The 25,971-nt window shown below is 44.4% G+C and carries 20 protein-coding genes and 2 other annotated features; of the genes, 18 read left to right on the plus strand and 2 right to left on the minus strand.

The features are described from left to right. Positions 1 to 67: 67 nt before the first annotated feature. Entirely contained in the window at positions 68 to 1,087 is a 1,020-nt protein-coding gene (locus tag GMA13_RS04180) for a glycosyltransferase (RefSeq protein ID WP_255883657.1), read from the plus strand. 148 nt (positions 1,088 to 1,235) lie between these two features. Here GMA13_RS04180 and leuA read toward each other — a convergent pair whose 3' ends face one another. After that, a complete protein-coding gene (gene leuA / locus GMA13_RS04185; RefSeq protein ID WP_255883655.1) occupies positions 1,236 to 2,939 on the minus strand; it encodes a 2-isopropylmalate synthase in 1,704 nt (567 codons plus the stop codon). 72 nt (positions 2,940 to 3,011) lie between these two features. Beyond that, positions 3,012 to 3,234, minus strand: a binding site (T-box leader). Between the two features lie 163 nt (positions 3,235 to 3,397). Beyond that, positions 3,398 to 5,158 carry a pyruvate kinase gene (pyk, locus tag GMA13_RS04190; protein WP_255883654.1) on the minus strand — a complete coding sequence of 587 codons (1,761 nt, stop codon included), beginning with the start codon at positions 5,156 to 5,158 and terminating at the stop codon, positions 3,398 to 3,400. Positions 5,159 to 5,384: 226 nt separating this feature from the next. Here pyk and rpmE point away from each other — a divergent pair, with 226 nt between their 5' ends. The 17 genes from rpmE to GMA13_RS04275 all read left to right on the plus strand — a co-directional run bounded on the left by rpmE (position 5,385) and on the right by GMA13_RS04275 (position 25,920). Then, positions 5,385 to 5,588 carry a 50S ribosomal protein L31 gene (gene rpmE, locus GMA13_RS04195; RefSeq protein WP_255883653.1) on the plus strand — a complete coding sequence of 68 codons (204 nt, stop codon included), beginning with the start codon at positions 5,385 to 5,387 and terminating at the stop codon, positions 5,586 to 5,588. A gap of 74 nt (positions 5,589 to 5,662) precedes the next feature. Beyond that, positions 5,663 to 6,289, plus strand: coding sequence for a YigZ family protein (locus GMA13_RS04200; protein ID WP_255883652.1), 627 nt, complete (start codon positions 5,663 to 5,665; stop codon positions 6,287 to 6,289). 100 nt (positions 6,290 to 6,389) lie between these two features. Beyond that, positions 6,390 to 7,391, plus strand: coding sequence for a deoxyguanosinetriphosphate triphosphohydrolase (locus tag GMA13_RS04205; protein WP_255883651.1), 1,002 nt, complete (start codon positions 6,390 to 6,392; stop codon positions 7,389 to 7,391). Between the two features lie 24 nt (positions 7,392 to 7,415). Continuing rightward, positions 7,416 to 9,191: a DNA primase gene (dnaG, locus tag GMA13_RS04210; protein ID WP_255910475.1), complete on the plus strand. Its 1,776-nt coding sequence runs from the start codon at positions 7,416 to 7,418 to the stop codon at positions 9,189 to 9,191. A gap of 32 nt (positions 9,192 to 9,223) precedes the next feature. Continuing rightward, a complete protein-coding gene (gene rpoD, locus GMA13_RS04215; RefSeq protein ID WP_255883647.1) occupies positions 9,224 to 10,321 on the plus strand; it encodes an RNA polymerase sigma factor RpoD in 1,098 nt (365 codons plus the stop codon). A 10-nt stretch (positions 10,322 to 10,331) separates the two neighbouring features. Beyond that, complete coding sequence (locus GMA13_RS04220) at positions 10,332 to 10,718, plus strand: metallopeptidase family protein (protein ID WP_255883646.1); 387 nt, start codon at positions 10,332 to 10,334, stop codon at positions 10,716 to 10,718. Between the two features lie 74 nt (positions 10,719 to 10,792). Further along, positions 10,793 to 11,015, plus strand: a binding site (T-box leader). Between the two features lie 146 nt (positions 11,016 to 11,161). Continuing rightward, on the plus strand, positions 11,162 to 12,184 hold the full coding sequence (locus tag GMA13_RS04225; protein WP_255883644.1) for an ABC transporter substrate-binding protein: 1,023 nt from the start codon (positions 11,162 to 11,164) through the stop codon (positions 12,182 to 12,184). Positions 12,185 to 12,217: 33 nt separating this feature from the next. Further along, entirely contained in the window at positions 12,218 to 13,186 is a 969-nt protein-coding gene (locus tag GMA13_RS04230; RefSeq protein WP_255883643.1) for an ABC transporter permease, read from the plus strand. Continuing rightward, positions 13,173 to 13,964 carry an ABC transporter ATP-binding protein gene (locus tag GMA13_RS04235; protein ID WP_255883642.1) on the plus strand — a complete coding sequence of 264 codons (792 nt, stop codon included), beginning with the start codon at positions 13,173 to 13,175 and terminating at the stop codon, positions 13,962 to 13,964. Before GMA13_RS04230 ends, GMA13_RS04235 begins: the two co-directional genes overlap by 14 nt. Before the next feature lie 263 nt (positions 13,965 to 14,227). After that, positions 14,228 to 16,585: a ferrous iron transport protein B gene (gene feoB / locus GMA13_RS04240; protein ID WP_255883641.1), complete on the plus strand. Its 2,358-nt coding sequence runs from the start codon at positions 14,228 to 14,230 to the stop codon at positions 16,583 to 16,585. A gap of 1 nt (position 16,586) precedes the next feature. Further along, positions 16,587 to 16,766, plus strand: a complete 180-nt coding sequence (locus GMA13_RS04245) for a hypothetical protein (RefSeq protein WP_255883640.1) — start codon at positions 16,587 to 16,589, stop codon at positions 16,764 to 16,766. 206 nt (positions 16,767 to 16,972) lie between these two features. Then, on the plus strand, positions 16,973 to 18,847 hold the full coding sequence (locus tag GMA13_RS04250) for a nucleoside-diphosphate sugar epimerase/dehydratase (RefSeq protein WP_255883639.1): 1,875 nt from the start codon (positions 16,973 to 16,975) through the stop codon (positions 18,845 to 18,847). 78 nt (positions 18,848 to 18,925) lie between these two features. After that, positions 18,926 to 20,749 (plus strand): glutamine--fructose-6-phosphate transaminase (isomerizing), encoded by a 1,824-nt coding sequence (gene glmS, locus GMA13_RS04255; RefSeq protein WP_255883638.1) that lies wholly within the window; start codon positions 18,926 to 18,928, stop codon positions 20,747 to 20,749. A 218-nt stretch (positions 20,750 to 20,967) separates the two neighbouring features. Then, positions 20,968 to 22,092 (plus strand): cysteine desulfurase family protein, encoded by a 1,125-nt coding sequence (locus GMA13_RS04260; RefSeq protein ID WP_255883637.1) that lies wholly within the window; start codon positions 20,968 to 20,970, stop codon positions 22,090 to 22,092. 25 nt (positions 22,093 to 22,117) lie between these two features. After that, entirely contained in the window at positions 22,118 to 23,308 is a 1,191-nt protein-coding gene (gene thiI, locus GMA13_RS04265; RefSeq protein ID WP_255883636.1) for a tRNA uracil 4-sulfurtransferase ThiI, read from the plus strand. A gap of 1 nt (position 23,309) precedes the next feature. Further along, a complete protein-coding gene (gene srtB / locus GMA13_RS04270) occupies positions 23,310 to 25,517 on the plus strand; it encodes a class B sortase (protein ID WP_255883635.1) in 2,208 nt (735 codons plus the stop codon). Between the two features lie 16 nt (positions 25,518 to 25,533). Continuing rightward, entirely contained in the window at positions 25,534 to 25,920 is a 387-nt protein-coding gene (locus GMA13_RS04275; RefSeq protein ID WP_255883634.1) for a hypothetical protein, read from the plus strand. Positions 25,921 to 25,971: the final 51 nt, after the last annotated feature.

The raw sequence follows: 25,971 nt of genomic DNA on the forward strand, positions 1-25,971 counted from the left end.
TGGGATACATAGTATTAAGTATGCCCTTAGTAAACGCTTGGTATAATTTGAGAATAATGGTGAGCTGATGAACGAAACCGTAAAAAAAGATTATTTTAACCGAGAGGATATAACCCGTGACAATATGCCGGAGGTCAGCGTTATAGTTCCTGTATATAATGTTGATATGTACCTGAAAAGATGTATTGACAGCATAATCAATCAGATTTTCACAAACATTGAGATAATTCTTGTAAATGACGGCTCTCTTGATAACAGTCCTCAGATATGTGACGATTATGCAAGGCTTGACAGCAGAATAAAGGTTATTCACAAGAAAAACGGCGGCTTGTCAGACGCAAGAAACGCAGGCATAGCCGTATCAACGGGCAAATATCTTGCCTTTATTGACAGTGACGATTATGTTGACCCAAGCTATATTGCCGTTCTTTATTATGCAGCTAAGCGCAACAATTGCGATATGTCCTACTGCAACTATGCTATTTACAAGCAGGATAAGGGAACGCATAAGTCAATTAACGTGAGAAAGCCTCTGCCGGGAGTTACAAACGGCAAAAGAATGGCACGCCTTACTATGCGTGATTTCAGAAGCCGTGCGTATGTGTGGAATAAACTTTATAAGCGTGAGCTGTTTTTTAACGAGGACCAGATACGCTACCCGAAGATGTATTTTGAGGATACAGCAACAACTGTAAGGCTTATGTATCACGCCGACAGTGTTGTTGTGGTTGATAAATGCCTTTATTATTATACAAAACGGCCGGGCAGTATTGTATCTCACCTTGACATAAAGAAGATGAGCGATTACATAAATGCACTCGGTGTGCTGAGAAATTTCCTTGAAAAGCACGGTGACTACAAGCATTATAAGTGGTCGCACCGATGGCTTGGAACCATAATGTTCTTTGCTATGCCGTTTAATATTGTAAGAGCTTTATTGCTTGAGAAAAATAAGGACAACTTGTTTAAGAAGAGCTTTAAGGGAATAGTTGCCGGCTGGAAATGTATTTTGAAATTTACTTCAAAGCATTTTGAAGCAACAGACGAGGTTGTGCCCGAAATGCCTTATCCTTTGGTTGAGGAGTAAAATTGAACAGATAAAATAAAAGGGAACGGCTTATGCCGTTCCCTTTTGGTTAGAGCTGTTTCTCATTTTAACATTTTATCGCATCAAGCCGTAACGGTAAGAACCGTTGCTGCAAGTTAAATTATACTTTTTCTTCGATAAAATAAATTTACTTACCGTGCTTTAACAGGTAGTTTGCACGGTTGATTGCGTTGAGCAAGCCGTAGATTGAAGCCATATTGATATTGCTGCCAATGCCTACTCCAAAAATGCCTTTGCCGTTTTTACGCAGAAGCTCAATATATGCAATAGCCTTTGAGTCGCTGCCCTCGCTTATTGCGTGTTCGCTGTAAGAGAGAAACTTATAGCAGTCAACGCCGATTGACTTCATGGCGTTAAAGAAGGCGTCAATCGGGCCGTTGCCTGTGCCGCTGATATTTTTCTGTGAAATATCGCCGTCAATATTTACCGACAAAACGCCGTCAAAGGTAACCTGATCGTCATCCGTTGAGCCGCTTTGAGTGATTTGGTGTTTAACTAAATCGTACTTTTTAGGAATGTAAAGATATTCTTTTTCAAAAACGTGGAGAAGCTCCTTTGGTAAAAGCTCACGTCCAAGCTTGTCACACTCCACCTGAACAAGAGCGCCGAACTCAGGATGCATTTTCTTCGGTAGATGATAGCCGAAGGTGTGCGCCATAACGAAGGCGGCTCCGCCCTTGCCTGACTGTGAGTTTATTCTTATAATCGGTTCATACTCACGGCCAATGTCAGCAGGGTCAATCGGAAGATACGGAACCTCCCAATAGTCGGAATGTGTTTCTTCCATATACTGGGTGCCTTTATTGATAGCGTCCTGATGTGAGCCTGAGAATGCTGTGAACACAAGCTCGCCTGCATATGGGGTTCTTTCGTGAATCTTCATCTTTGTGCAGCGTTCGTAAACCTCCTTAAGCTTTGGAATATTGCTTAAGTCAAGCTGTGGGTCAACGCCCTGTGTGAACATATTCAGACCTACCGTAACAATGTCAAGGTTGCCTGTTCTTTCGCCGTTGCCGAACAATGTACCCTCAACTCTGTCTGCGCCTGCAAGCAGTGAAAGCTCAGCAGCCGCAACACCGCAGCCACGGTCATTGTGCGGATGAACGCTTATTATAGCTGCCTCACGGTTCGGCAGATGTTTGATGAAATATTCAACCTGGTCTGCAAAGGTGTTTGGTGTGCACATTTCAACGGTGTTCGGAAGGTTCAGAATAACAGGGTTTTCCTTAGTGCTGCCCAAAGCCTTCATAACCTCTGCGCATATATCAACAGAGAAGTCAACCTCTGTACCGCTGAAGCTCTCAGGCGAATACTCAAAGCGAATGTTTGTGTCTCCCTCATAGCTGTCAGTAAGCTCCTTAATTAGCTTTGCGCCCTCGACCGCAATCTTAGTGATTCCTGCCATATCCTGGTGGAAAACAACCTTTCTTTGAAGTGTTGAGGTTGAGTTGTAGAAATGAACAATTACGTTCTTGGCACCCTTGATTGCGTCAAAAGTCTTTCTGATAAGATGTTCTCTTGCCTGAACAAGCACCTGAATTGTCACATCGTCCGGAATGTGACCGCCCTCGATAAGCTCACGGCAGATTTCGTATTCTGTTTCTGACGCAGACGGAAAGCCAATTTCAATTTCCTTGAAGCCGATGTCACAAAGAAGCTTGAAGAATTCGAGCTTTTCCTGTAAATTCATAGGGTCGATAAGAGCCTGGTTACCGTCACGTAAATCAACACTGCACCATATCGGCGCTTTTGTAATTGTCTTGTTCGGCCACTGTCTGTCTTCAAGCTGAATTTGCTTGAAGGGGATATACTTCTTATATGAGTCTAACATAAATATTCCTCCCGTAATTCTGTTTTTAATTCACAAATTCACAAATAAAAACGTCCCCTAAGCGATAAGCGCAAAAGGGACGAATAAAATCCGTGGTACCACCCTAATTCAAGCATAAATGCTCCTCAAAGGCTTCCAACAAAGCCCCGACCGATAACGCAGTCCTGCGTTCTGCCCTGTTATCGGGCAGACAACTCCGGAATGAGCTATACATACGAACACAAACGCTGCCTTACACCACCCGACAGCTCTCTTTGCCTTGCCGCCCGTATCTTGTTTCCTTCATAGTCTTTAAGTGATAATTTTAATTGTTACTCCTATTATATGGATAAATTAAGCGCTTGTCAACAACTTTTGATAAAATTTGTTTTGGGGCTTTTAGATAAAATTTGTTTTGGTGCTGTGCCAAAACAAAAGCTGCCTCCCGACAGAGACAGCTTTTAAAGCGTTGTTATTAATTAATCTTTAAGCTTTGCGGCGTTTGCGCTGAATACAATTCCTCTTGAGCCGTCAAGCTTTACGGTTGTGCCTGTTCTAAGCAGCTTTACAGCGTTCTGTGCGCCGACAATAACCGGCTTGTCGAGAGCTGAGGCAACTATGGCGGCGTGAGAGTTAAGTCCGTCTTGCTCGGTGATGATTCCGCCTGCCTTTTTAAGCTGCGGCAGCATATTGTTTGTTGTTTTTGCTGCAACGATAATATCGCCGTTTTTAAACTTGTCGCTTACCTCGCCCTCGCTTTCGCAGACGCAGATTCGTCCGATAATGCTTTGGTGAGTAACTGCTGTACCCGATACAAGCACATTTCCGACAAGGTGAACCTTGAGCATATTTGTTGTACCCGAAACACCAAGGGGAATACCGGCGGTGATTACGGCGAGGTCGCCGTTTTTAACAAGACCGTGCTTTTCGGCTACGTCAACAACGTGCTCAAACAGCTCGTCTGTGTTTGTCTTTTCTTCAACTAAAATTGGAATAACACCCCAAGAAAGGTTCATCTGGCGCAAAACCTTTTCGCTTGTTGTGCCGCTGATAATCGGGCAAGCAGGACGATATTTTGAAATCATTCTCGCTGTCTGACCTGTTTTAGATACCGTGATTATCGCAACTGCGCCCAAATCGTGCGCTGTTGTGCAGGTTGCGTGTGATATAGCCGAGGTAACGTCCGGCTGTTCTGTGAGATGACGTTTTCTGAAGCGTCCGATATAGTCAATGTCGTTTTCTGTGCGCTCGGCGATTTTAGCCATTGTTTTAAGAGCCTGAACAGGGTATTTGCCGGCGGCTGTTTCACCGCTGAGCATAATTGCGCTTGTGCCGTCATATATAGCGTTGGCAACGTCTGTTGCTTCAGCTCTTGTCGGGCGTGGGTTTATCATCATTGAGTCGAGCATTTGTGTTGCTGTGATAACCTGCTTGCCTGCATTGTAAGCCTTGGTGATAAGCTTTTTCTGAAGAATCGGAATGTCCTCCATCGGAATTTCAACACCCAAATCTCCTCTTGCAACCATTATGCCGTCGGAAACTCTGATAATATCGTCTATATTGTCAACACCTTCAGCATTTTCAATCTTTGCAATAATTCTGATGTTGTTGCAGTTGTTTTTGTCAAGCTCTGATCTGAGCTTTAAAATATCGTCGCTTGAGCGGGTGAAGCTGGCGGCGATGAAGTCGAGGTCCTGCTCAACAGCAAAGGCTATATCCTTTTTGTCCTGCTCACTGATAAACGGGAGAGAAAGGCGTGTTCCGGGAACATTAATGCCCTTGTGTGACGCTATCTTTCCGCCGTTTAAAACCTCGCAGACTATGTCCTTTTTTGTGATTGAGGTTACGAGCATTTCAATAAGACCGTCGTCAACAAGAATTTTGTCACCCCGTCTTACGTCCTTCGGCAAATCAGAGAAGGTGATTGAGCAGTGCTCCTTGTCGCCCTCAATGTCATCTGTTGTAAAGGTGAAGGTCTGACCTGTTTCAAGTATTTCACTGCCGTTTTTAAAATTCTTTGTTCTTATTTCCGGCCCCTTTGTGTCGAGGAGCAGGGCAACCGGAATGTCAAGCTCAGCTCTGAGTTTCTTAACAACGTCGGCTCTCTTTCTGTGGTCCTCGTGAGTGCCGTGCGACATATTCATTCTTGCAACAGACATACCGTTGAGGATAAGCTCACGCATTACGTTTTCGTCATCTGTTGCAGGACCGAGTGTGCATATAATTTTAGTCTTTCTCATTTTGCATCCCTCTTTTACTGAAGTATATATTAATAGGTTTACAGTTTAATTATATCTCAAAATTGCGCTTTAAACAAGGAATAATTGTAAAACTTATGAAAAAATAAAGTTTTGCAATCGTTATTTTAACAAATTTAGCTCAAAGCAAAAAAAGTTCTTGATTTTTTATCCGTTATGTGATAAAATCCAAATGTTATCACGGTTTCAGCGAAAGAGGTGAAAAGAAATGAAAAAGGACATTCATCCGAATTACGAACAAACAACAATCACTTGTGCTTGCGGCAACGTAATTGAAACAGGCTCGACAAAGAAGAATATCCGTGTTGAAATTTGCTCAAAGTGCCACCCGTTCTTTACCGGCAAACAAAAGCTCGTTGATACCGGCGGACGTGTTGACAGATTTAAGAAGCGTTACGGTATGGGAAAATAATATGGATTATCGGCAGGTGGCACAGCGGTGTCACCTGTTTTTTTTACCATATTTTATAAAATCGGAGAGATATTATGACGGATTACAAAACGGTAAGCAAATCAGGCGTTGACGAGTTTGTGGAAAAGCGCTCACGTTTTATCGGGTATTGCGAGCCTGTTACAACACAGGCGCAGGCTCTTGAATTTATAGAAAAAATAAAATCAAAGCATTGGGATGCAAAACACAATGTTTATGCTTATATCCTGCGTGAGGGAGGCATAAAACGGTACAGCGACGACGGAGAACCGCAGGGTACGGCAGGAGTGCCTGTTTTGGAGGTTATGCAGAAAATGGGCATAACCGACGCTGTTGTTGTTGTAACAAGATACTTCGGCGGTATACTGCTTGGAGCCGGCGGCTTGGTGAGAGCGTATTCTCACGGTGCTAAAATAGCCGTTGAGTCAGCCTGCCCTGCTATAATGCAGCTTTGTGACAATTGCACGCTTAAGTGCAGCTATAATCAGTACGGCAGGGTGTCGTCTGTTGTGCTAAGCGGCGGCGGAGTTGTTTTGGACAGCGCTTTTACAGATCAGGTTGAGATGAAATTTCGGGTGAAAAAAGGCTGCCTTGACAAAATCAACAAGGAGCTTGCAGCGGCAAGCAGCGGCGAGGTTGAGGCTGCTTCAATTGACGAAAGCTATTATTTGCAGGAAATTTAAGAAAAAATAAAATAATTAAAGGATTTTTTGAATTTTTGCAGTAAATTATATTGACAGGTTTTATTATGAAGTGCCGAACTGCCGAAAGGGAGTGGTGTTTTTGACGATTAACGAAAAGATTTGCTATTGGGAGGAACAGCGTTTTTCACCCTTAGCCTGTCTTGCAAAAAACACGAAGGGCAGGCTCGTTTATGAAGAGCCGTCTGCTATGCGAACAGAGTTTCAGCGTGACCGTGACAGAATAATTCACTGCAAGTCATTCAGGCGACTAAAGCACAAAACACAGGTGTTTCTCTCGCCTGAGGGCGACCATTACAGAACAAGACTCACGCACACGCTTGAGGTGTCGCAGATTGCCCGAACCATAGCAAGGGCGCTCGATTTAAACGAGGACCTGACCGAGGCTATCGCATTGGGGCACGATTTGGGGCACACTCCGTTTGGGCACGCAGGTGAGCGTGCGCTTAACGATTTGTACCCGGACGGTTTTCGCCATTTTGAGCAGAGCGTGAGAGTTGTTGACCTGCTCGAAAAGGAGGGCAGGGGTCTTAACCTTACATATGAGGTGCGAAACGGAATCTTGTGCCACACAAGAGGAAAAGACGCTGACACGCTTGAGGGTCGGGTTGTTAGAATTGCCGACAGAATAGCGTATATAAACCACGATATTGATGACGCCGTAAGAGCCGGAGCGATAAGCGTAAGCGATTTGCCGAGCGAGTATGTTGAGCGCTTTGGTGCAACAACAAGCGAGAGAATTAACTCGATGGTTGTAAATGTTGTTGAGAACAGCAAAAACGGCGAGATAAAAATGGAGGACGGCTTTTTTAAGAGCTTTAACTCTCTGCATAAGTTTATGTTCGACTATGTTTATAAAAGCGAATACGCAAAGTCGGAGGAGAAGAAGGTGCCGCACCTTGTTGAGTGCCTTTATTCGTACTTTGTCGAGCATCCGCAGCTGCTTGACAAGGAGCTTAGAAAAATTGCAGACAACGAAGGTGTTGAGAGAGCCGTATGTGATTATATAGCCGGAATGACAGACCATTACGCCGTTGCGGTCTATGAAAATTTATTTATTCCGAAGTTCTGGCAGAAGATGTAGAAAACTGATTGATTGAAACAGGGGGTGGTTTTTTTGCCGTTGCCGGACGAATTTTTGGATGAGCTTAAGGCGAGAAGCGATATTTCGGACATAGCTTCGTCCTATGTCAGCCTTAAAAGACGAGGGAGAAACCTTGTTGGTCTTTGCCCGTTCCACGGCGAGAAAACACCGTCTTTTAATATATACCCTGAAAACGGCTCGTTTTACTGCTTTGGATGTGGTGCAGGCGGAGATGTAATAACCTTTGTGCGCAGGATTGAAAACCTTGATTATATCGAAGCGGTTAAGTTTTTGGCGCAAAGGGCAGGAATGGAAATGCCAGAAAGCTCCTATGATAAAAGTATGAGCGATTTGCGCAGGCGTGTGTATGAAGCAAACAGGGAAGCCGGACGGTTTTATTATTCAATGCTTTATACTGCCGCAGGAAAGGCAGGGCTTGATTACCTGCGAGGCAGAGGTTTGAGCGAAAAGACGATAAAGCATTTCGGGCTTGGGTTCAGTCCCGATAACCGCTTTGCTCTTGTTGACTATCTGAGGGCTAAAGGCTTTAAACCTCAGGAGCTTGTGGCGGCAAACCTTGTTTATCAGAATAATAACGGGAATTTGTCAGACAGATTTTATAACCGGGTGATGTTTCCGATAATAGATTTAAGGGGAAATGTGATTGCGTTTGGCGGCAGAATAATGACCGACCAGAAGCCGAAGTATCTGAACACCTCGGATACGCCGGTTTTTAAAAAGAGCAACAGTCTTTTTGCGCTCAACTTTGCGAAAAATGACGGAAAACGCAGTCTTATCCTCTGCGAGGGTTATATGGACGTTATTGCCCTGCACCAGGCAGGCTTTACTACGGCGGTGGCAACTCTCGGCACTGCTCTGACTCAGGAGCAGGCTATGCTTATGAAGCGCTATGCCGACACGGTTTATATTTGCTACGATTCGGACGAGGCAGGTCAAAAGGCGGCTCAAAGGGCGATAGGTTTTTTGAGAAACGCAGGAATTGATATAAGGGTAATTGCCGTTCCGGGCGCTAAGGACCCTGATGAATTTATAAGAGAGAACGGCGCAAAGGGACCCGAAAAGTTTATGCAGCTTTTGGAGAAAAGCGGAAACGATATTGAATACAGGATTTCAAAGATAAAGCAAAAATATATTTTAACCGAGCAAAGTCAGGTTGTGGCGTACCTTACAGAGTGTGCAAAGCTGCTTGCAACGGTTGAAAGTCCGATTGAAGCTGATGTTTACGCAGGAAAAATAAGCGAGGAAACATCAGCCCGCAAGGAGGCGGTGCTCCAGCAGATAAACAGTTACCGTAAAAAAACAGGCAGAGAAAAAACAAAACGGCAGTTCAGGGAAATTCAGACGGGTATTTCAGGCAGGGACGACAGAATTAATTCGGAAAAAGCAGGAAATCTGCGTGCTGCAAGGGCAGAAGAAGCGTTGATTGCATATATTATTAATAATCAGGATATGGCTATTAGGGCACATTCTCTTTTGCCGCCTGAAAAAATGGTTACATCGTTTAACAGGCGGGTGTATAAAATTATTACTGAGCGGGCAATTCAGGGCAGAGGAATTATGCCGGCGGATATTTCAGGCGAGTTCACTGTTGATGAAAACGCTAAAATCGCAGGTATGCTTGCCTCTTTGGGCAGCGAGGTTAATTCGCCCGACGCCTGTGAGGACTGCATAAGGGTTATATTGTCGGAGGGAGAGAAGATAACGGCTGAAAAGGCAGCCGACGCCGACATAAGCGATATTGAAAAATATCTTGAAAAGCTTAAACAGCAAAAGAAATAAAAGGGACTTGTCAAAAGAAAGGAAAGATGGAAATGGCGATGTTACAGACAGCACCGGACAAGAAGACTATTGTCAAAGAGATTTTGGAGCTTGGTAAGTCAAAGGGCGAGATAAGCACAAAGGAAATTTTCGACGCAATGGGCGAGGTTGTTTTTGAACCTGATCAGATTGAAAAAATCTATGATAGCCTTGAGCAGATGAATGTTACCATTGTCGAGGATTTTGACGATGTGCCGATTGAGGACATCAAGGTTGATTCAAAAGATGACGAGGCGATTGAAGAGGTAAGCACGGACAACATCGCAATTGACGACCCTGTTAAGGTTTATCTTAAGGAGATAGGCAGGGTTCCGCTGCTTTCGCCTGATGAGGAAATTGAGCTTGCAATTAAAATCAAGGAGGGCGACAGTGCGGCTAAAAAGCGCTTGTCAGAGGCAAATCTGCGACTTGTTGTAAGTATAGCAAAGCGATATCTCGGAAGAGGTATGCAGTTTCTTGATTTGATACAGGAGGGTAACCTTGGCCTTATAAAGGCGGTTGAAAAGTTCGACTACACAAAGGGCTTTAAGTTCTCAACCTATGCAACGTGGTGGATAAGACAGGCTATAACAAGAGCTATTGCCGACCAGGCGAGAACTATCAGAATTCCGGTGCATATGGTTGAAACAATAAACAAGGTTAAAAAGGTTTCAAGCCAGCTTCTGCACACAAACGGCCATGAGCCGACAGCAGACGAGATAGCAGACGTTCTTGGTATGCCTGTTGATAAGGTAAGAGAGATTATGAGGGTTGCACAGGAGCCTGTGTCGCTTGAAACCCCGATAGGCGAGGAGGAGGACAGCCACTTGGGCGACTTTATTCCGGATGACGACGCTCCGGCTCCGGCTGACGCTGCATCACACACCTTGCTTAAGGAGCAGCTTTCAGAGGTGCTTGATACACTTACCCCAAGAGAGGAGAAAGTGCTCAGACTCAGATTTGGTCTTGAGGACGGACGTTCACGCACTCTTGAAGAGGTTGGCAAGGAGTTTGACGTTACAAGAGAGAGAATAAGACAGATTGAGGCTAAAGCACTGAGAAAGCTCAGACATCCGAGCCGCAGCAAGAAGCTTAAGGACTTTCTCGACTGAGGAAATATAAATGTTCACTATTGATGAAACAAATGAGATGCTTGATGAAATAGTTGATACTCTGCCTGAGCCGCTGTTTCGGGAATTGAGTGGCGGCGTAATTATTCTGCCGCAGCTCAAAATTCACCCGAAGGCCGTTGACAACGACCTTTACATAATGGGTGAGTATTCACGCTCATCTATCGGCACGCTTATTAAGATATACTACGGCTCGTTTGCAAGGGTTTACGGAAATGTATCACGTGAGGTATATTATGAGCAGCTAAGGCGTGTGCTTGTGCATGAGCTGAGGCATCACAACGAAACTCTGGCAGGCTACCGTGACCTGATTTTATACGATGAAAACCAGATTGCGGAGTACCTTAAGAGGAAAATTCGGGAGCATAAACAACAATAAACAACAAAAAACTGAAATAAATGCAATAAAATTGTTGACATTCAATGATTTGTGTGCTAAGATTATCTACAATAACAAAACCGTTGATAAGGAAGTAAAGCCTTCGGCGAGCGCACAGAGAGCCTTTGTTGGTGGGAATAAGGCGGCTATCGGGTTGGCAAATGGACCTTTGAGGGTGCGGCGGAAATGCCGCAACGTGTGCTTACGTTACAAAGCGGGAGCGTGTTGGCGTTCTGTGAGCGGACGATTTATCGTCAATCAAGGTGGTACCGCAGATAAGTTTATTCTGTCCTTGGATTACAATAGTAATCTGAGGACTTTTTGTTTTAGGAGAGATTTTTATGAAGCTATATACAAAACGATGGCGAGGCTGCATTTGTTTTCCGAGAAGAATTAAGAATTAATTTTAAATTATAAATAAAATTATGAAAGAGGTAATTCAAATGAAAAAGGTATTATGTTTAGTTCTGGCACTTTTAACATGTCTTGTTGTTTTTGCAGGCTGCTCAGGCGGTTCAAGCTCAGCAGGTTCAAGCTCTGACACTTCATCAAACAATCAGAGCACAGGCGACAAGGTGAAAATCGGTATCATTAAAGTTGTTGAGCACACATCACTCAACACAATAGAGGAGTCAATCATCAAGCAGCTTAATAAGCTTGGCTATGTTGACGGCGAGAACGCAGAAATCAAAGCTTTGTCGGCTCAGAATGACCCGTCAAATGTTCCTGCCATGATGGACAGCTTTGTTGCAGACAACACAGACATTGTTATAGCAATTACAACTCCGGTTGCAAGCGTTGCTCTTAACTATGCCGACCAGGTTCCTGTTCTGTTTTCGGCTGTTTCAAACCCTGTTGAGGCAGGTCTTACAACAACGCTTGAAAAGCCTGACAAAAATGTAACAGGTACCTGCGACGCAGTACCGGTTGAGAAAATCTTTGATATGGCTTTGGAGCTTACACCGGACATTAAGACAGTAGGTCTTATCTACAATTCTGCTGAGGACAGCTCGGTTGCTAATATTGAAAACGCAAAGAAATACTGCGACAAAATCGGTCTTAAGTATGTTGAGGCTAACGTAGAAAACAGCTCAGCTATTCAGCAGGCTGCCGAGTCGCTTGTAACAAAGTGTGACGCAGTGTTCTCACCGACAGACAACACAGTTGCAGAGGGCATGGCTGTATTGTCACAGGTTTGTGCAGACGCAAAAATTCCGTGCTATGTAGGTGCAGACTCAATGGTAAAGGACGGCGGCTTTGCAACAATCGGCATTAAGTATGAGGATTTGGGAATTGAAACAGCAAATATGGCTAAGAAGGTGCTTGACGGCACAAAGATTTCAGATATTCCTGTGCTTGTATTTGACGACCTTTCAACATATGTAAATACAACAATAGCCGAGAAAATTGGCGTGGAGCTTCCGGAATCGCTCCTTAACAACGAAAAGACAGTAGTTTTTGAATGATTCCGTCTGAATCAGAAAAGGATAGATTGATTTATGCAGTTTTTAACATTGGGCTTAGGTTCGATTGAGCAGGGCCTTATATATGCAATTATGGCTATCGGCGTGTTTGTGTCGCTGAGAATACTGGATATTCCCGACCTAACTGTTGACGGCTCGTTCATAACGGGTGCGGCGGTGTCGGTTATGATAACAAATATGCAGCCGTCAAAGGAAAGCGGCTTGCTGTTTGCAATACTCTCGCTTGTGCTTGCTTTGCTTGCAGGAGCAGTTGCAGGAATGATAACCGGCATTTTACAGACAAAGCTGAAGGTTCAGCCCCTGCTTGCCGGAATACTAACGATGACAGGTCTTTATTCGATAAACCTTATCATAATGGCTGAAAAGCCGACGGTTAACATCAACGGCAAAACAAGCATTTTTTCAGACGCTCAGGCATTTGCAGTTGATTTGCTCAGCGGTAGTATGGACATCAGCGTAGCCAAGAAGCTGGCGGATATTCCGATTCTGCTTGTAGTAGTAATTGCAGTGGCGGCTGTTCTGTATTGGTTCTTGAGAACACAGATTGGTATGTCGATAAGAGCAACCGGTGACAATGTTGAAATGGTAAACGCAAGCTCCATAAACTCAGACGCAATGAAAATACTCGGACTTGCAATTGCAAACGGGATTGTTGCTTTGTCGGGTGCAGCATTGGCACAGAACCAGAACTTTGCTGACGCTAAGGCAGGAACGGGTATGGTTGTTGTTGGAATAGCGTCTATAATCATAGGTGAAACAATATTTGGCAAACGCTCGGTGCTTAATAACCTGATTTCCGCAATTTTAGGTGCAGTGGTTTACAGAATATTTATTACGGTAGTGTTCCAAATAGGACTTCCGGCATCGTACTTCAAGCTTTTGTCGGCTATAATTGTTGTTATAGCAATAAGCGTGCCGATAGTAAGCGAGAAGATAGTCAGAAGAAACGCAAGGAGGGCAAAAAACAACAATGTTAAAGCTTGAAAATGCGTGTATCACCTTTCACCCGAACACAGTAAATGAGCGCCGTGCGCTTGACAACGTAAATCTTCATCTTAAAAAGGGTGATTTTGTAACTGTAATAGGCAGCAACGGAGCAGGTAAATCAACAATGCTCAACGCTATTTCCGGAACTTATATTATCGACAGCGGCTATGTGTATCTTGACGGTCAGGATGTGACAATGCAGAAAAGTTATAAGCGTGCAAAGCACATTGGCAGGCTGTTTCAGGATCCGTTAAAGGGAACTGCCCCGAATATGACGATTGAGGAAAACCTTGCGCTTGCATACAGCCGAGGTTCAAGAAGAGGCTTGTCGAGAGGAATAAAAAAGTCAGATGAGCAAATGTTTCGTGAGCAGCTCTCACGTTTAGGGCTCGGACTTGAGGACAGACTGAAATCAAAGGTGGGGTTGCTCTCCGGCGGACAGCGTCAGGCGCTTACACTTTTAATGGCGACTATCGTTACGCCGAAAATGCTGCTGCTTGACGAGCACACAGCGGCTCTTGACCCGAAAACTGCAAAGCAGGTTATGGATATTACTAACGAAATTGTCAAGGAGAATAACATAACAACTCTGATGGTTACGCACAACATCAAGGACGCTTTGCATACGGGCAACAAGACGCTTGTAATGTCCGGCGGCAAGATTATAACAGTGTTAGAGGGCGAACAGCGAGAGAATATGACTCTTGAAAAGCTGATGAAGCTCTATTCAGATGCAGCAGGCGATTCGTTTTCGGACAAAAATTTGCTGGATTAATCAAAAAGAATACAATATTATACCGGTCACTCCCTGTTTTAGTATGGGGAGTGGCTTTTTTTGACATAAAATGATAAATTGCTATCTTCATAGAAAAAATTGTGCTATAATTAATCTGTATTGAGTAAAATGTTAAGTATGGAATGTTGAATGGCTGCTTACTAAGGTAATGTTGTCAATTAAAACAATATAATTTAATTAAGGTGTGGGCAAAACCCGCCGATAAATTGCCCGGAGGGCAAAAGTCATAGGGAGAATATAGTATGAAGCTGAACGAATTAAAGGCAGGGCAAAGCGCTGTTGTTAACACTGTCGGCGGAGAAGGCGCACTGCGGCAGCATTTTCTTGACATGGGGCTTATCCCCGGCGTTGAAGTGACAATGGTAAAGCTTGCGCCTATGGGCGACCCGATGGAGCTTAGAATCCACGGCTATGAGCTTACGCTTCGTCTTGACGATGCAAAAAATATTGAAATTGACAGTGTAAAGGCAAAGGAAAACAACGGCAAGGCAAAGCTCAGGGCGGTTGACACCGCTGTTCATCCCGGCTTGGGAGAGGGAGGAATATATCACACAAAGTCGAGCGGCGACCCTCTGCCACAGGGTGAGTGCCTGACATTTGCGCTTGCAGGAAATCAAAACTGCGGCAAGACAACGCTTTTTAATCAGCTTACCGGCTCTAATCAGCACGTTGGAAACTTTCCCGGCGTAACGGTTGACAGAAAGGACGGCTCAATAAAGGGCAAGGCGAACACTCTTGTTACCGATTTGCCGGGTATATACTCAATGTCACCGTATTCAAGTGAGGAACTTGTTACGAGGGAATTCCTGCTCAGGGACAGGCCAAGGGGTATTATTAATATAGTTGACGCTACGAATATAGAGCGAAATATGTATCTTACTATGCAGCTTATGGAGCTTAATATACCTATGGTGCTGGCTTTGAATATGATGGACGAGGTAAGGGAAAACGGCGGTTCGGTGCGTGTAAACGCAATGGAGCATATGCTTGGAATCCCCGTTGTGCCGATTTCAGCGGCGAAAAATGAGGGTATAGACGAGCTTGTAAGCCATGCTTTGCACGTTGCAAAGTACCGTGAACGTCCGGGCAGAACCGATTTTTGTTCGCCGGACGATAACTGCGGCGCAGTACATAGATGCCTGCACGCTATAATGCACCTTATTGAGGATCACGCTAGGCAAGCAAAAATTCCTGTTCGCTTTGCCGCCGCAAAGCTTGTTGAGGGTGATAGTCTTATTCTTGATGCACTTAACCTTGATAATAACGAAAAGGATGCGCTTGAGCATATCATAGTGCAGATGGAGGAGGAAAGAGGACTTGACAGAGCCGCCGCCATTGCCGATATGCGCTTTGGGTTTATTGAAACGGTGTGTGACGCAGCTGTTGTAAAGCCCAAAGAGAGCCGTGAGCACGCACGAAGCGCTGCTATTGATAAAATTCTAACAGGTAAATTCACAGCTATACCTGCCTTTGTATGCATTATGGCGCTGGTATTCTGGCTTACGTTCGGCGTTATCGGCTCCGGCTTGTCTGAGCTTTTGAATATGGGCATAGATTGGCTTACGGGCGTTGTTGACGGCGGCCTTACCGCTTACGGAATCAACGAGGTTGTCCATTCGCTGATTATAGACGGCATATTTGCAGGAGTCGGCAGTGTTCTGAGCTTTTTACCTACTATTATCACGCTGTTTTTCTTCCTGTCTATATTGGAGGACAGCGGATATATGGCAAGGGTTGCATTTGTTATGGATAAGCTGTTGCGAAAAATAGGTTTGTCGGGCAGAAGTATTGTGCCTATGCTTATCGGTTTCGGTTGTACTGTTCCGGGCGTTATGTCAAGCCGAACTCTGCCGTCTGAACGTGACAGAAAGATGACGATATTGCTCACACCGTTTATGAGCTGTTCGGCTAAGCTGCCGATTTATGCTCTGTTTACCACTGCATTTTTCCCCGAAAACGGTGCGCTTGTTATGATAGGGCTTTACTTTACGGGTATAATTATCGGAATATTATATGCGTTTTTACTCAAGGGCACTATGTTCAAGGGCGAGGCCGTGCCGTTTGTTATGGAGCTGCCGAATTACAGAATGCCGGGAGCGAAAAATGTGTGGCTGCTTTTGTGGGATAAGGCGAAGGATTTTATTTCAAGAGCGTTTACTGTTATATTTGTTGCAACGATTATTATTTGGTTCTTGCAGAGCTTTGACACAAGGCTTAATATAGTTACACGCTCGCAGGACAGCCTGCTTGCAGCAATTGCGGGTCTTATTTCGCCTGTGTTTGCACCTTTAGGCTTTGCCGATTGGAAAATTTCAACCGCACTTATCACCGGATTTACAGCAAAGGAGAGCGTGGTTTCAACACTTACGGTACTGCTCGGCGGTTCAACAGCAGCAATTTCCACTATGTTCACACCGTTCTCAGCATTGGTGTTTTTAGTGTTCACTCTGCTTTACACCCCTTGTGTTGCGGCGATTACAGCAGTAAAAAGAGAGCTTGGCGGAAAATGGGCAATAGGTGTTGCGGGGGTGCAGTGCGTTATTGCGTGGATAGCGGCATTTTTACTGCACACAATAGGACTTGTAGCAGGGTGGGTGTAATATGGACGCACTCAGCATAATTTTACTAATCATCATTATTATTGCGTTTGCCGCAGCGGTAAGGTACATCTGGCGCAGAAGAGGAAAATCCTGCGGCGGCTGCTGTAAGGATTGCAGTATATGCTGCAAAAACGCAGGGAAGAATAGTGTAAACAGAGGAAACGACAGGAATAAATTATAGGCAATGAATTTGAAAACCTATTAAATTATTTGACTTTTTATCGACAAAATATTATAATCATCTTAAAATTGCCCTAAGCATAGGGTAATGCCGTCGGTGACGTCAGCGTATATGGCGTAATGTGCTGTCGGCGAGCTAATTTTGCGATACGTCATGTCGGAAAAGCCAAATTAATTGTCTGTTTCTACTAAGAGGTAATGATATAGATGAAAAATATTTCACCCAGAAAGCTTGTGCTTTGCCTTGCGGATATGTTTGTTGCGTGCGTTGGCTGCTTTCTGTCAAACTATTTGCTTTTGATTGTGTCGAACGGTCGGCGTTCGCTGAATAATTCAGAGCTTGTTGTTTTTACAACACTTTACATCGTTTTAACAGCCGCAGGGCTTTTGTTCAGCGGTGCATATAATAAATATTGGCGCTACTTTAAGATTAAGGATTATCTTTCGTGTATTTTAGGAACGGGAATAAGCAGTGTTTTTGTGCTGCTAATTACCTATCTTATCTACCTGCCGAAAAATCCTGCGTTTTCGTTTACAATTTTATCGTTTGTTATAATTACATCAGGGATAATCGCTTTCCGATTCTGCTTTAGAAGAACCTTTTTGTTGCTCACCGACCACGGTCAGATAGAGATGAAAAAGCGCACTATGATTGTTGGTGCAGGTCAGGCGTGCAGAATAATCCTGCGTGAGATTGAAAGCGCAAGGCTTGACCCGAACAACCCTTCAAACCAGTATCTCCCTGTCGGCATTGTTGACGACGATCCCAAAAAGCTCCGTACAGAGGTAATGGGCGTTGAGGTAATGGGCAACTGCGAAGATATAATCAGCCTTTGCAAGAAGGAGAATATCGAGGTTGTTCTATTTGCCATTCCGTCGTGCACTGAGGCGCAGAGAAGATATATTCTTGATTTGTGCTCAGAAACGAGCTGTGTTGTTAAGGTTGTTCCGTATTTAAGCGAGCTGTTTTTAGATGAGGAACAGCCAAAGCTTATGCATCAGATTGCCGACATCAAGGTTGAGGACTTACTTGGACGTGACCCGATTATCTTTGATAAGGATGACATAAAGGAAATTATCAAGGATAAGGTTTGTATGATAACGGGCGGCGGCGGTTCAATAGGCAGCGAGCTGACAAGGCAGATTGCCGCATATAACCCAAAGCAGATTATTATTGTAGATATATATGAGAACAACGCCTATGACATTCAGCAAGAGCTGATGATGGATTACGGCGACAAGCTTAATCTTGTTACGCTGATAGCGTCGGTGCGTGACAAGGAAAAGATGAAGATAATTTTTGAAAAGTACAAGCCCCAGCTTGTATTCCACGCAGCAGCGCATAAGCATGTTCCGCTTATGGAAACCTCGCCTGAGGAGGCTGTTAAAAACAACGTAATCGGAACGTATAATGTAGCTTCGCTTTCGGAGTTTTATGGCGTTGAAAAGTTTATGATGATTTCAACCGATAAGGCGGTAAACCCAACTAACATTATGGGCGCAACAAAGCGCTGCTGTGAGATGATTGTGCAGTATATGGCTCAGTTCAGCACATCGAAAACGGCGTTTGTTACAACCAGGTTTGGCAATGTTTTAGGCTCAAACGGCTCTGTTATTCCTCTGTTTAAAAGGCAGATTGAAAGCGGCAGACCCGTTACGGTTACTCACCCGGAGGTTATACGCTACTTTATGACTATACCGGAGGCTGTGTCGCTTGTTTTGCAGGCAGCGGCTATGGCTAAGGGCGGAGAAATTTTTGTTCTTGATATGGGTTCGCCTGTTAAGATAACTACGCTTGCCGAAAACCTTATAAGAATGTACGGCAAGGTTCCGTACAAGGATGTTGAAATTAAATTCACAGGACTTCGTCCCGGTGAAAAGCTCTTTGAGGAGCTTTTGATGAGCGAGGAGGGACTTAAGGCGACCGAGAATAAGAAAATATTTATCGGCAACCAAATCCCAATAAATTCCGAGGTCTTTATAGAAAAGCTTGAAAAGCTTGAGCAGTGTGCAATTGCAAACGAGCCAGGTAAAACTGTTGAGGCTTTGCACGCAATTGTGCCGACGTTTAATCACGAATAACTCAATTTGGAAATATAATAACTGTGGCAGACTTTTGTAAATTCACAGCAAAGCAAATTTTAACACGGAGGTAATGGTATGTGTGGAATAGTCGGATATGCCGGTTTTCGAGATTGCAGCGACGTTCTTGTTGATTCGCTGTCAAAGCTTGAATACAGAGGCTATGATTCCGCAGGAATAGCCGTTTTTGAGCAGGGTGCAATAAAGGTATGCAAGGCTCAGGGCAAGCTTGAAAAGCTCAAGGAAAAAATGGAGATTGAGGGCAAGCCTCACGGCTGCGTTGGCATAGGACACACCCGCTGGGCAACTCACGGCGAACCGTCTGACGTTAACTCACATCCGCACAGCGGAGCAAGGGTTACTGTTGTTCATAACGGCATTATCGAAAATTACAGGGAGCTTAAGGAGTTCCTTGTAAACCGGGGTGTTGAGTTTTTGAGCGAAACCGACACAGAGGTTGTGGCTCAGCTTTTAAACTATTACTATGACGGAAGTCCCCTTGACACAATTATTAAAACAATAGGTGAGCTTGACGGTTCGTTTGCTCTTGGCATAGTATTTGCCGATTATCCGGAGTACATCTATGCTGTTCGCCGTGAAAGTCCGCTTATCGTCGGAGTTGGAGAGGGCGAAAATTACATAGCGTCAGACGTTCCTGCAATTTTGAAGTATACAAAGGATTATTATCTTCTTGACCACGATGAAATTGCTGAGTTGTCTAAGGATGAAATAAAGATTTATGACGAGCACAAGGAGCTTGTAGAAAAACAGCTTATGACCGCCGACTGGGACGAAAGTGCGGCTGAAAAGGGCGGCTACGAGCATTTTATGATAAAGGAAATTAACGAGCAGCCGAATTCTATTAATATGACGGTTAAACCGAGGGTCGAAAACGAGCTGCCGAACCTTTTTGAGTGTGGAATTACGCACGACAATATCAAGAATTTCAGGAACATATTTGTTGTAGCCTGCGGCACAGCGATGCACGCCGGTTTGGTTGGCAAATATGTTATTGAAAAGCTTGCAAGAGTACCTGTAACGGTTGATATAGCAAGCGAGTTCCGTTACCGTAATCCGATAGTGGGCGAGGGCGACCTTGTAATTATTATTTCTCAGTCGGGTGAAACGGCAGACAGCCTTGCGGCTATGCGCCTTGCGAAGTCGCTCGGAGCGAAAACACTTGCTATTGTAAACGCCAAAGGCTCGTCTATTGCAAGAGAGGCTGATATGCTTATTTATACCCATGCGGGTCCGGAAATTGCGGTTGCCTCAACAAAGGCGTATATCGTTCAGCTTTCCGTTATGTATCTGTTTGCATTTGAGCTTGCTCTTGCAAAGGGTAAAATAGATGAGGATGAGTGCAAAAAGCTGACCTCCGCCTTGCTTGGCACTCCTGAGCTTATGGAGAAGATACTTGCAACTGACCTTGAAAAGGCGCAGTACATCTCAACGCAGCTTATAGCTGCCGACAGCCTTTTGTATATCGGCAGAGGCTTTGACTATGCGCTGAGTATGGAAGGCTCGCTTAAGCTGAAGGAAATATCGTATATTCATTCCGAGTCATATGCGGCAGGCGAGCTTAAGCACGGCACAATCTCGCTTATCACAGACGGTATGCCTGTTATAGCCGTTGCAACGCAGTCTGATTTGCTTGAAAAGACGGTGAGCAATATTGTTGAGGTTAAGTCAAGAGGTGCGAAGGTTATCCTCATAACAAGAGAGGATTTCAAGATTGACGAGAAGGCTTACGATTTCCGCATAGACGTTCCCGTTACAAACGATATGCTAATGCCTATGCTTGCAGCTGTTCCCATGCAGCTTATAGCATATTACACAGCGGTGCTAAGAGGCAACGATGTTGATAAGCCGAGGAACCTTGCAAAGTCGGTAACTGTTGAGTAAATATAAATTTTATCAGGGGTTGTATCAAAACTGCGGTTTAGCTTTAACCGTTCCGTTTTGGCACAACCCTTTTTGTGTTTTGCGAATATTAAAAAAGTCTGAAAACTTTGTTAAATTTTAATATTCCCTTTTCTAATGCGCCGATTTCGTGTATAATATAGTGTAAGATTATCGGCGGGAAGCACAACAGCATAAATCAGGCAGTCGGGAGTATGAAAATGCAGGTTTATTTTGACAACAGCGCAACAACAAGGGTTAGCAAAAACGCAGCGGACAAGGCTTACCGGATTATGACAGAGGTCTATGGCAACCCTTCCTCGCTGCACAGCCTTGGCATTAAGGCAGAGGCGGAGCTTACCTCAGCGAGAAAGAGTGTTGCAAAAAGCCTCGGCGCAGACGAAAGGGAAATTTATTTTACAAGCGGAGCAACTGAGGCTAACAACCTTGCTCTGTTCGGCACAGTGGAAAGCCGCAAGCGCACAGGCAATAAAATTGTTACCTCCGCCATTGAACATTCCTCGGTTATTGACGCTTGCAAAAGGCTTGAAAATATGGGATATGAGGTTGTATATTTAAAGCCGAGGGATGACGGAAGAATAAGCGAAACCGATTTGCAAAATGCTGTTGACGAAAATACCGTTCTTGTCAGCCTTATGGCTGTGAACAACGAAACGGGTGCGATTCAGCCGTATAACGCAGTAAAGAGAATAATTAAGCAGAAAAATTCACCTGCACTTTTTCACTGCGACTGTGTTCAGGCTTACGGAAAGCTTATGATTAAGGCTGAAAAAATCGGCGCAGACCTTTTGAGTGTTACAGCGCATAAGATTCACGGTCCTAAGGGCGTGGGCGCAATTTACATAAAAAGGGGAACAAGGATTATTCCCCAGCATTACGGCGGTGAGCAGGAGAGTAAAATAAGACCGGGTACTCAGGCTTCGGCTTTGATAGGTGCCTTTGGCTGTGCCGTAAACGAAATTGACTACTCTGCAATAAATCACGTTGCTGAAATAAGAGATTATATAAAGACGTTTGTAGAAACGCTTGACAGAGCCTATATAAATTCGCCGAAGGACGCACTGCCGTATATCCTGAATGTTTCGATTGAGGGAATCAGGAGCGAAACGATGATGCACTTTCTGGCGAGCAGAGAGATTTACGCTTCAAGCGGTTCTGCGTGCGCTAAGGGCAAGCAAAGCCACGTGTTGACAGCTATGGGACTTTCAAAACAGAGGACAGATTCAGCCTTGCGCCTTAGCTTTTCAAGGCTTAGCACAATGGAGGAGGCAGAGTATTTCTGCCGTGTGCTAAAGGAAGGCACAGAGAGCCTTGTAAGAAAATAGGATTATCACCGAAAGGATTAAATATATGAATGAGCTTATACTGATAAAGCTTGGCGAGATTGCCTTAAAGGGTCTTAACCGCAAAACCTTTGAAACGGCTCTTGTCAAGAATATTAAACACAGAATTTCATCGCTTGGCGGCTTCAGCGTTAAAACAGCGCAGTCAACAATCTATGTTACTCCGGCAAATGAGTATTCGGACATTGACGAGGCGGAGCAGAGAATAAAGACTGTGTTCGGCATAGCCGCTTATTCAAGAGCAGCAAGAGCCGAAAAGGATATGGACGATATACAGAGGGTTGCTATTGAATATCTCAGTGATGAGCTTTCGCAGTGTAAAACCTTTAAGGTTGAGGCAAAACGCTCTGACAAGAAATTTCCGCTTAAATCACCTGATATTTGCCGTGAGCTTGGAGGCTGCATTCTTGAGCGTTTCCCGCATCTTAGCGTTGACGTTCATAATCCTGAGATAACGGTAAACGTTGAAATAAGAGATTTCGGCGCATATATTCACGGCCCGGCTAAAAGAGGAGTCGGCGGTATTCCTGTTGGAACAGGCGGCAAGGCGGCAATCCTTATAAGCGGAGGCATCGACAGTCCCGTTGCGGCTTATATGATGGCTAAAAGAGGTGTTGAGCTTACAGCCGTCCACTTTGCTTCACCGCCTTATACAAGCGAACGAGCAGAGCAGAAGGTACAGAAGCTTCTGGAGCTTGTGTCGAGATACAGCGGCAGAATGATAATGTATACGGTGCCGTTTACAAGAATTCAGGAAGAAATCCAAAGCAAGTGCCCTGAGGAGCTTTTTACAATAATAATGCGCCGCTTTATGATGCAGATAGCGCAGAGAGTTGCAGAGCAAAACGGCTGCGCTGCGTTGATTACGGGTGAAAGCTTAGGGCAGGTTGCAAGCCAGACCATAAGCGCAATTGCCTGCACCGATGAAGCCTGCACAATGCCTGTGTTCAGACCGCTTATCGGTATGGACAAGGAGGAGATTATAACAATCTCAAGAAAAATTGACACGTTTGAAACATCTATTGAGCCGTATGAGGATTGCTGTACGGTGTTTACGCCGAAGCATCCACGTACACGCCCTATACTCAAATATGTTAAACTCGCTCAGGAGATGCTTGACTGTGACGCTCTTATAAACGAGGCTCTTGAAAACCTCAAGGTTACAAAAATCGGCTACGATTTATACAAGGAGAACTGAAATGAATATAGAAATTTACTCATTAAACAGTGGCAAGAGTGATAAGGAATTCAAGAAAAACCTGCCAATGCTTATTACAAGGCTCAACCGCAGAAATATGCATGTTCTGAATAATACCGAGGTCGATAACGACGAGGAAAGTCTTATTAAGGCTATTTTGTCAAGCGAAAAATCGCAGGACGAAATTGAAATGGTTATCATTCGTAACGCCTATGACAGCAGTAAAGACAACACGGTTCACAATACGCTGTGCCAGCTTTGCAGCTGTGACTACACGCCTGTAAAGCAGATGCTCAATGAGCTTAATAAAGCTGAGGATGAGTCTGACTTAACGTCAATTCAGGAGCTTTCCGAAAGCGGCGTAAGCAGGGCAAATGCCGTTTCACTTGGAGATATAGGCAAGGGTAATGAGGCTTATTGCTTTTTCTATAATAACCTTTGCATTATTACCCTGCCGGATGAAGCACTGACGGGTGTTAAAACAGAAGAAATGATTAAGGAGGCTGTTGAATCTGCCGCACTCAGAACAGCGCTTCCGAATGAATCTGTTTCAGAGCTTGGACTTGAGTTTGTTATAGAGCCGATTGTTAAGAAGAAAAAGAAGAAAAAGCGTGGCTTTTTAAAGAGTGTTATCCCTATGAAGGGCGACAAGCCTGCCGAGGTTATAAGAAAGCTTATTCTGATTGCTGCGAGCCTTACATTTATAATTACCGCCGGTTATCTTATCAACTATCTTGTTATTGCGCCTATGCTTAATGATAATTTAATGAATGATCTCAGAGCGACTGTTTCTGCCGATATACCGAGAGTGCCTGAAAATCAGGTGGACGATGACGGTGAAGACAAGCCGAAGAGCAGCAGAAATTGGAAGGAGCTGCAAAAGGTAAACAAAGAGATTGTTGCGTGGCTGCAAATTCCCGATACGAAAATTGATTACCCTGTTGTGTCGCACAAGGGTGACGATATAAACAACCAATACTACCTTTATAGGGACATAAACGGCAATTCCTCCGGCTACGGCAGCATCTTTATTGACTACCGCAGTGAGGGCAACGTGAATGCGAAGAATGTAATTATGCACGGACACCATATGCAGGACGGAAGAATGTTCCAGAATCTTATGAATTACGGTACATATTCGGGCAATCTTGATTACTACAAGGAACATCCTATTGTTTATTTTGATACTCCGGAGGGCGACTGCGACTGGAAAATTATTTCGATTTACAAGACCAATACTCTTGACCAGCACGGCGATTATTTTGATTATTTAACAGGCACTTTTAACAGCGACGCTGAGTTTATGAATTACGTTTACTTAATCAGGGAACGCTCGCTTATTGACTGTCCTGTTACTGTAAACGAGGATGACCAGCTTATTTCACTTTCAACCTGTTCATACGAATACAGCGAGTTCAGAACCATTGTTGTTGCAAGAAAGTGCCGTCCGGGTGAGAGCAGTGATGTTGACGTTAAAAAGGCAAAGGTTAACGAGGACGCACTGTGGCCTGATGTGTATTACAGTGCAAACGGCGGCTCTAAGCCAAAGGTTACAAGCTTTTCAAAGGCATATAAGGCAAAGGAAATTGACTGGTATGACGGCAAGGGCAAACTAAAGGGCAAGGAGCGTGCATTTACTCTGCACGACGCAGCAGACGCTGCAGCGGCAAATAACAACAGCTCATCATCAAGCACAGAGCTGAATCTTAAGGAAAAGGGCATAAGCTTCAGAACCAATGAAATTACGCTTGAAAACGGCACAAGCAGCCGACTGACGGTTGTTTGGAATCCCGATAACGTAGCGGATAAAACGCTTGAATGGAGCACAACCGACGTTGGCGTTGCCGATATTGACAGTGACGGTGTTGTTTACGCTATGTCGCCTGGCACTGCTGTTATAACGGCAAAAAGTAAAAACGGATATGAGGCTAAGTGTGAGGTTACGGTGCTTCAGCCTGTTACGCAGATGAGCATAAATTACTCTGGCTATGATTTCTACGAGGGAAGCTCAATTCAGCTTACTGCAACGATAGGTCCGGATAATGCGTCAGATAAAACATTGCATTGGAGCAGCAGCGACCCAAGCGTTGCAACGGTTGACAAGAACGGTCTTGTAAAGGGAATTTCACCGGGATATGCTGTTATTACGGTGAAATCGAGCAATGATTTGGAGCTTACGTGTGAAGTCAACATTATGCCGCTTCAGTAGTTTGTGTGGTGAATTTATGGATTGTAATTTGATATTTTATTCTGCACGCAGAACAGGCTACTGCGAAACAGCTCTTAAGGCTTCGTTGTCTGTCGAAAAATACAGGATAGCCCGTGTGCTGTCGGCATTTAACCCCGAAATGCTTGGAGATAAAATAAACGAAAGCCTTTCTGAGTGCAACGTGATATTTATTATAGGCGGAATCAGCCGTGACGATGAGCTGTCAACACCTGATTTGCTTTCAAAGGCATTTTCAAAAAATACGCCGCTTCCGAAAAGTGAAAAGCTTACTCTAAACGGCAAGGTATCAGGATATAAGCTGAGCTGCTTAAAGCAGACAATATATCTACTGCCCGATGAACCTGACGAGATAGCACAGCTTGCGGCGGTTATAGTAAAGTAAAAAATCTGATATGCATATAACAGACAGCCGCCTCCTTCCGGAGGCGGCTGT

It is taken from the genome of Ruminococcus sp. zg-924 (assembly GCF_024433635.1).
Lineage (GTDB): Bacteria > Bacillota > Clostridia > Oscillospirales > Acutalibacteraceae > UBA7067.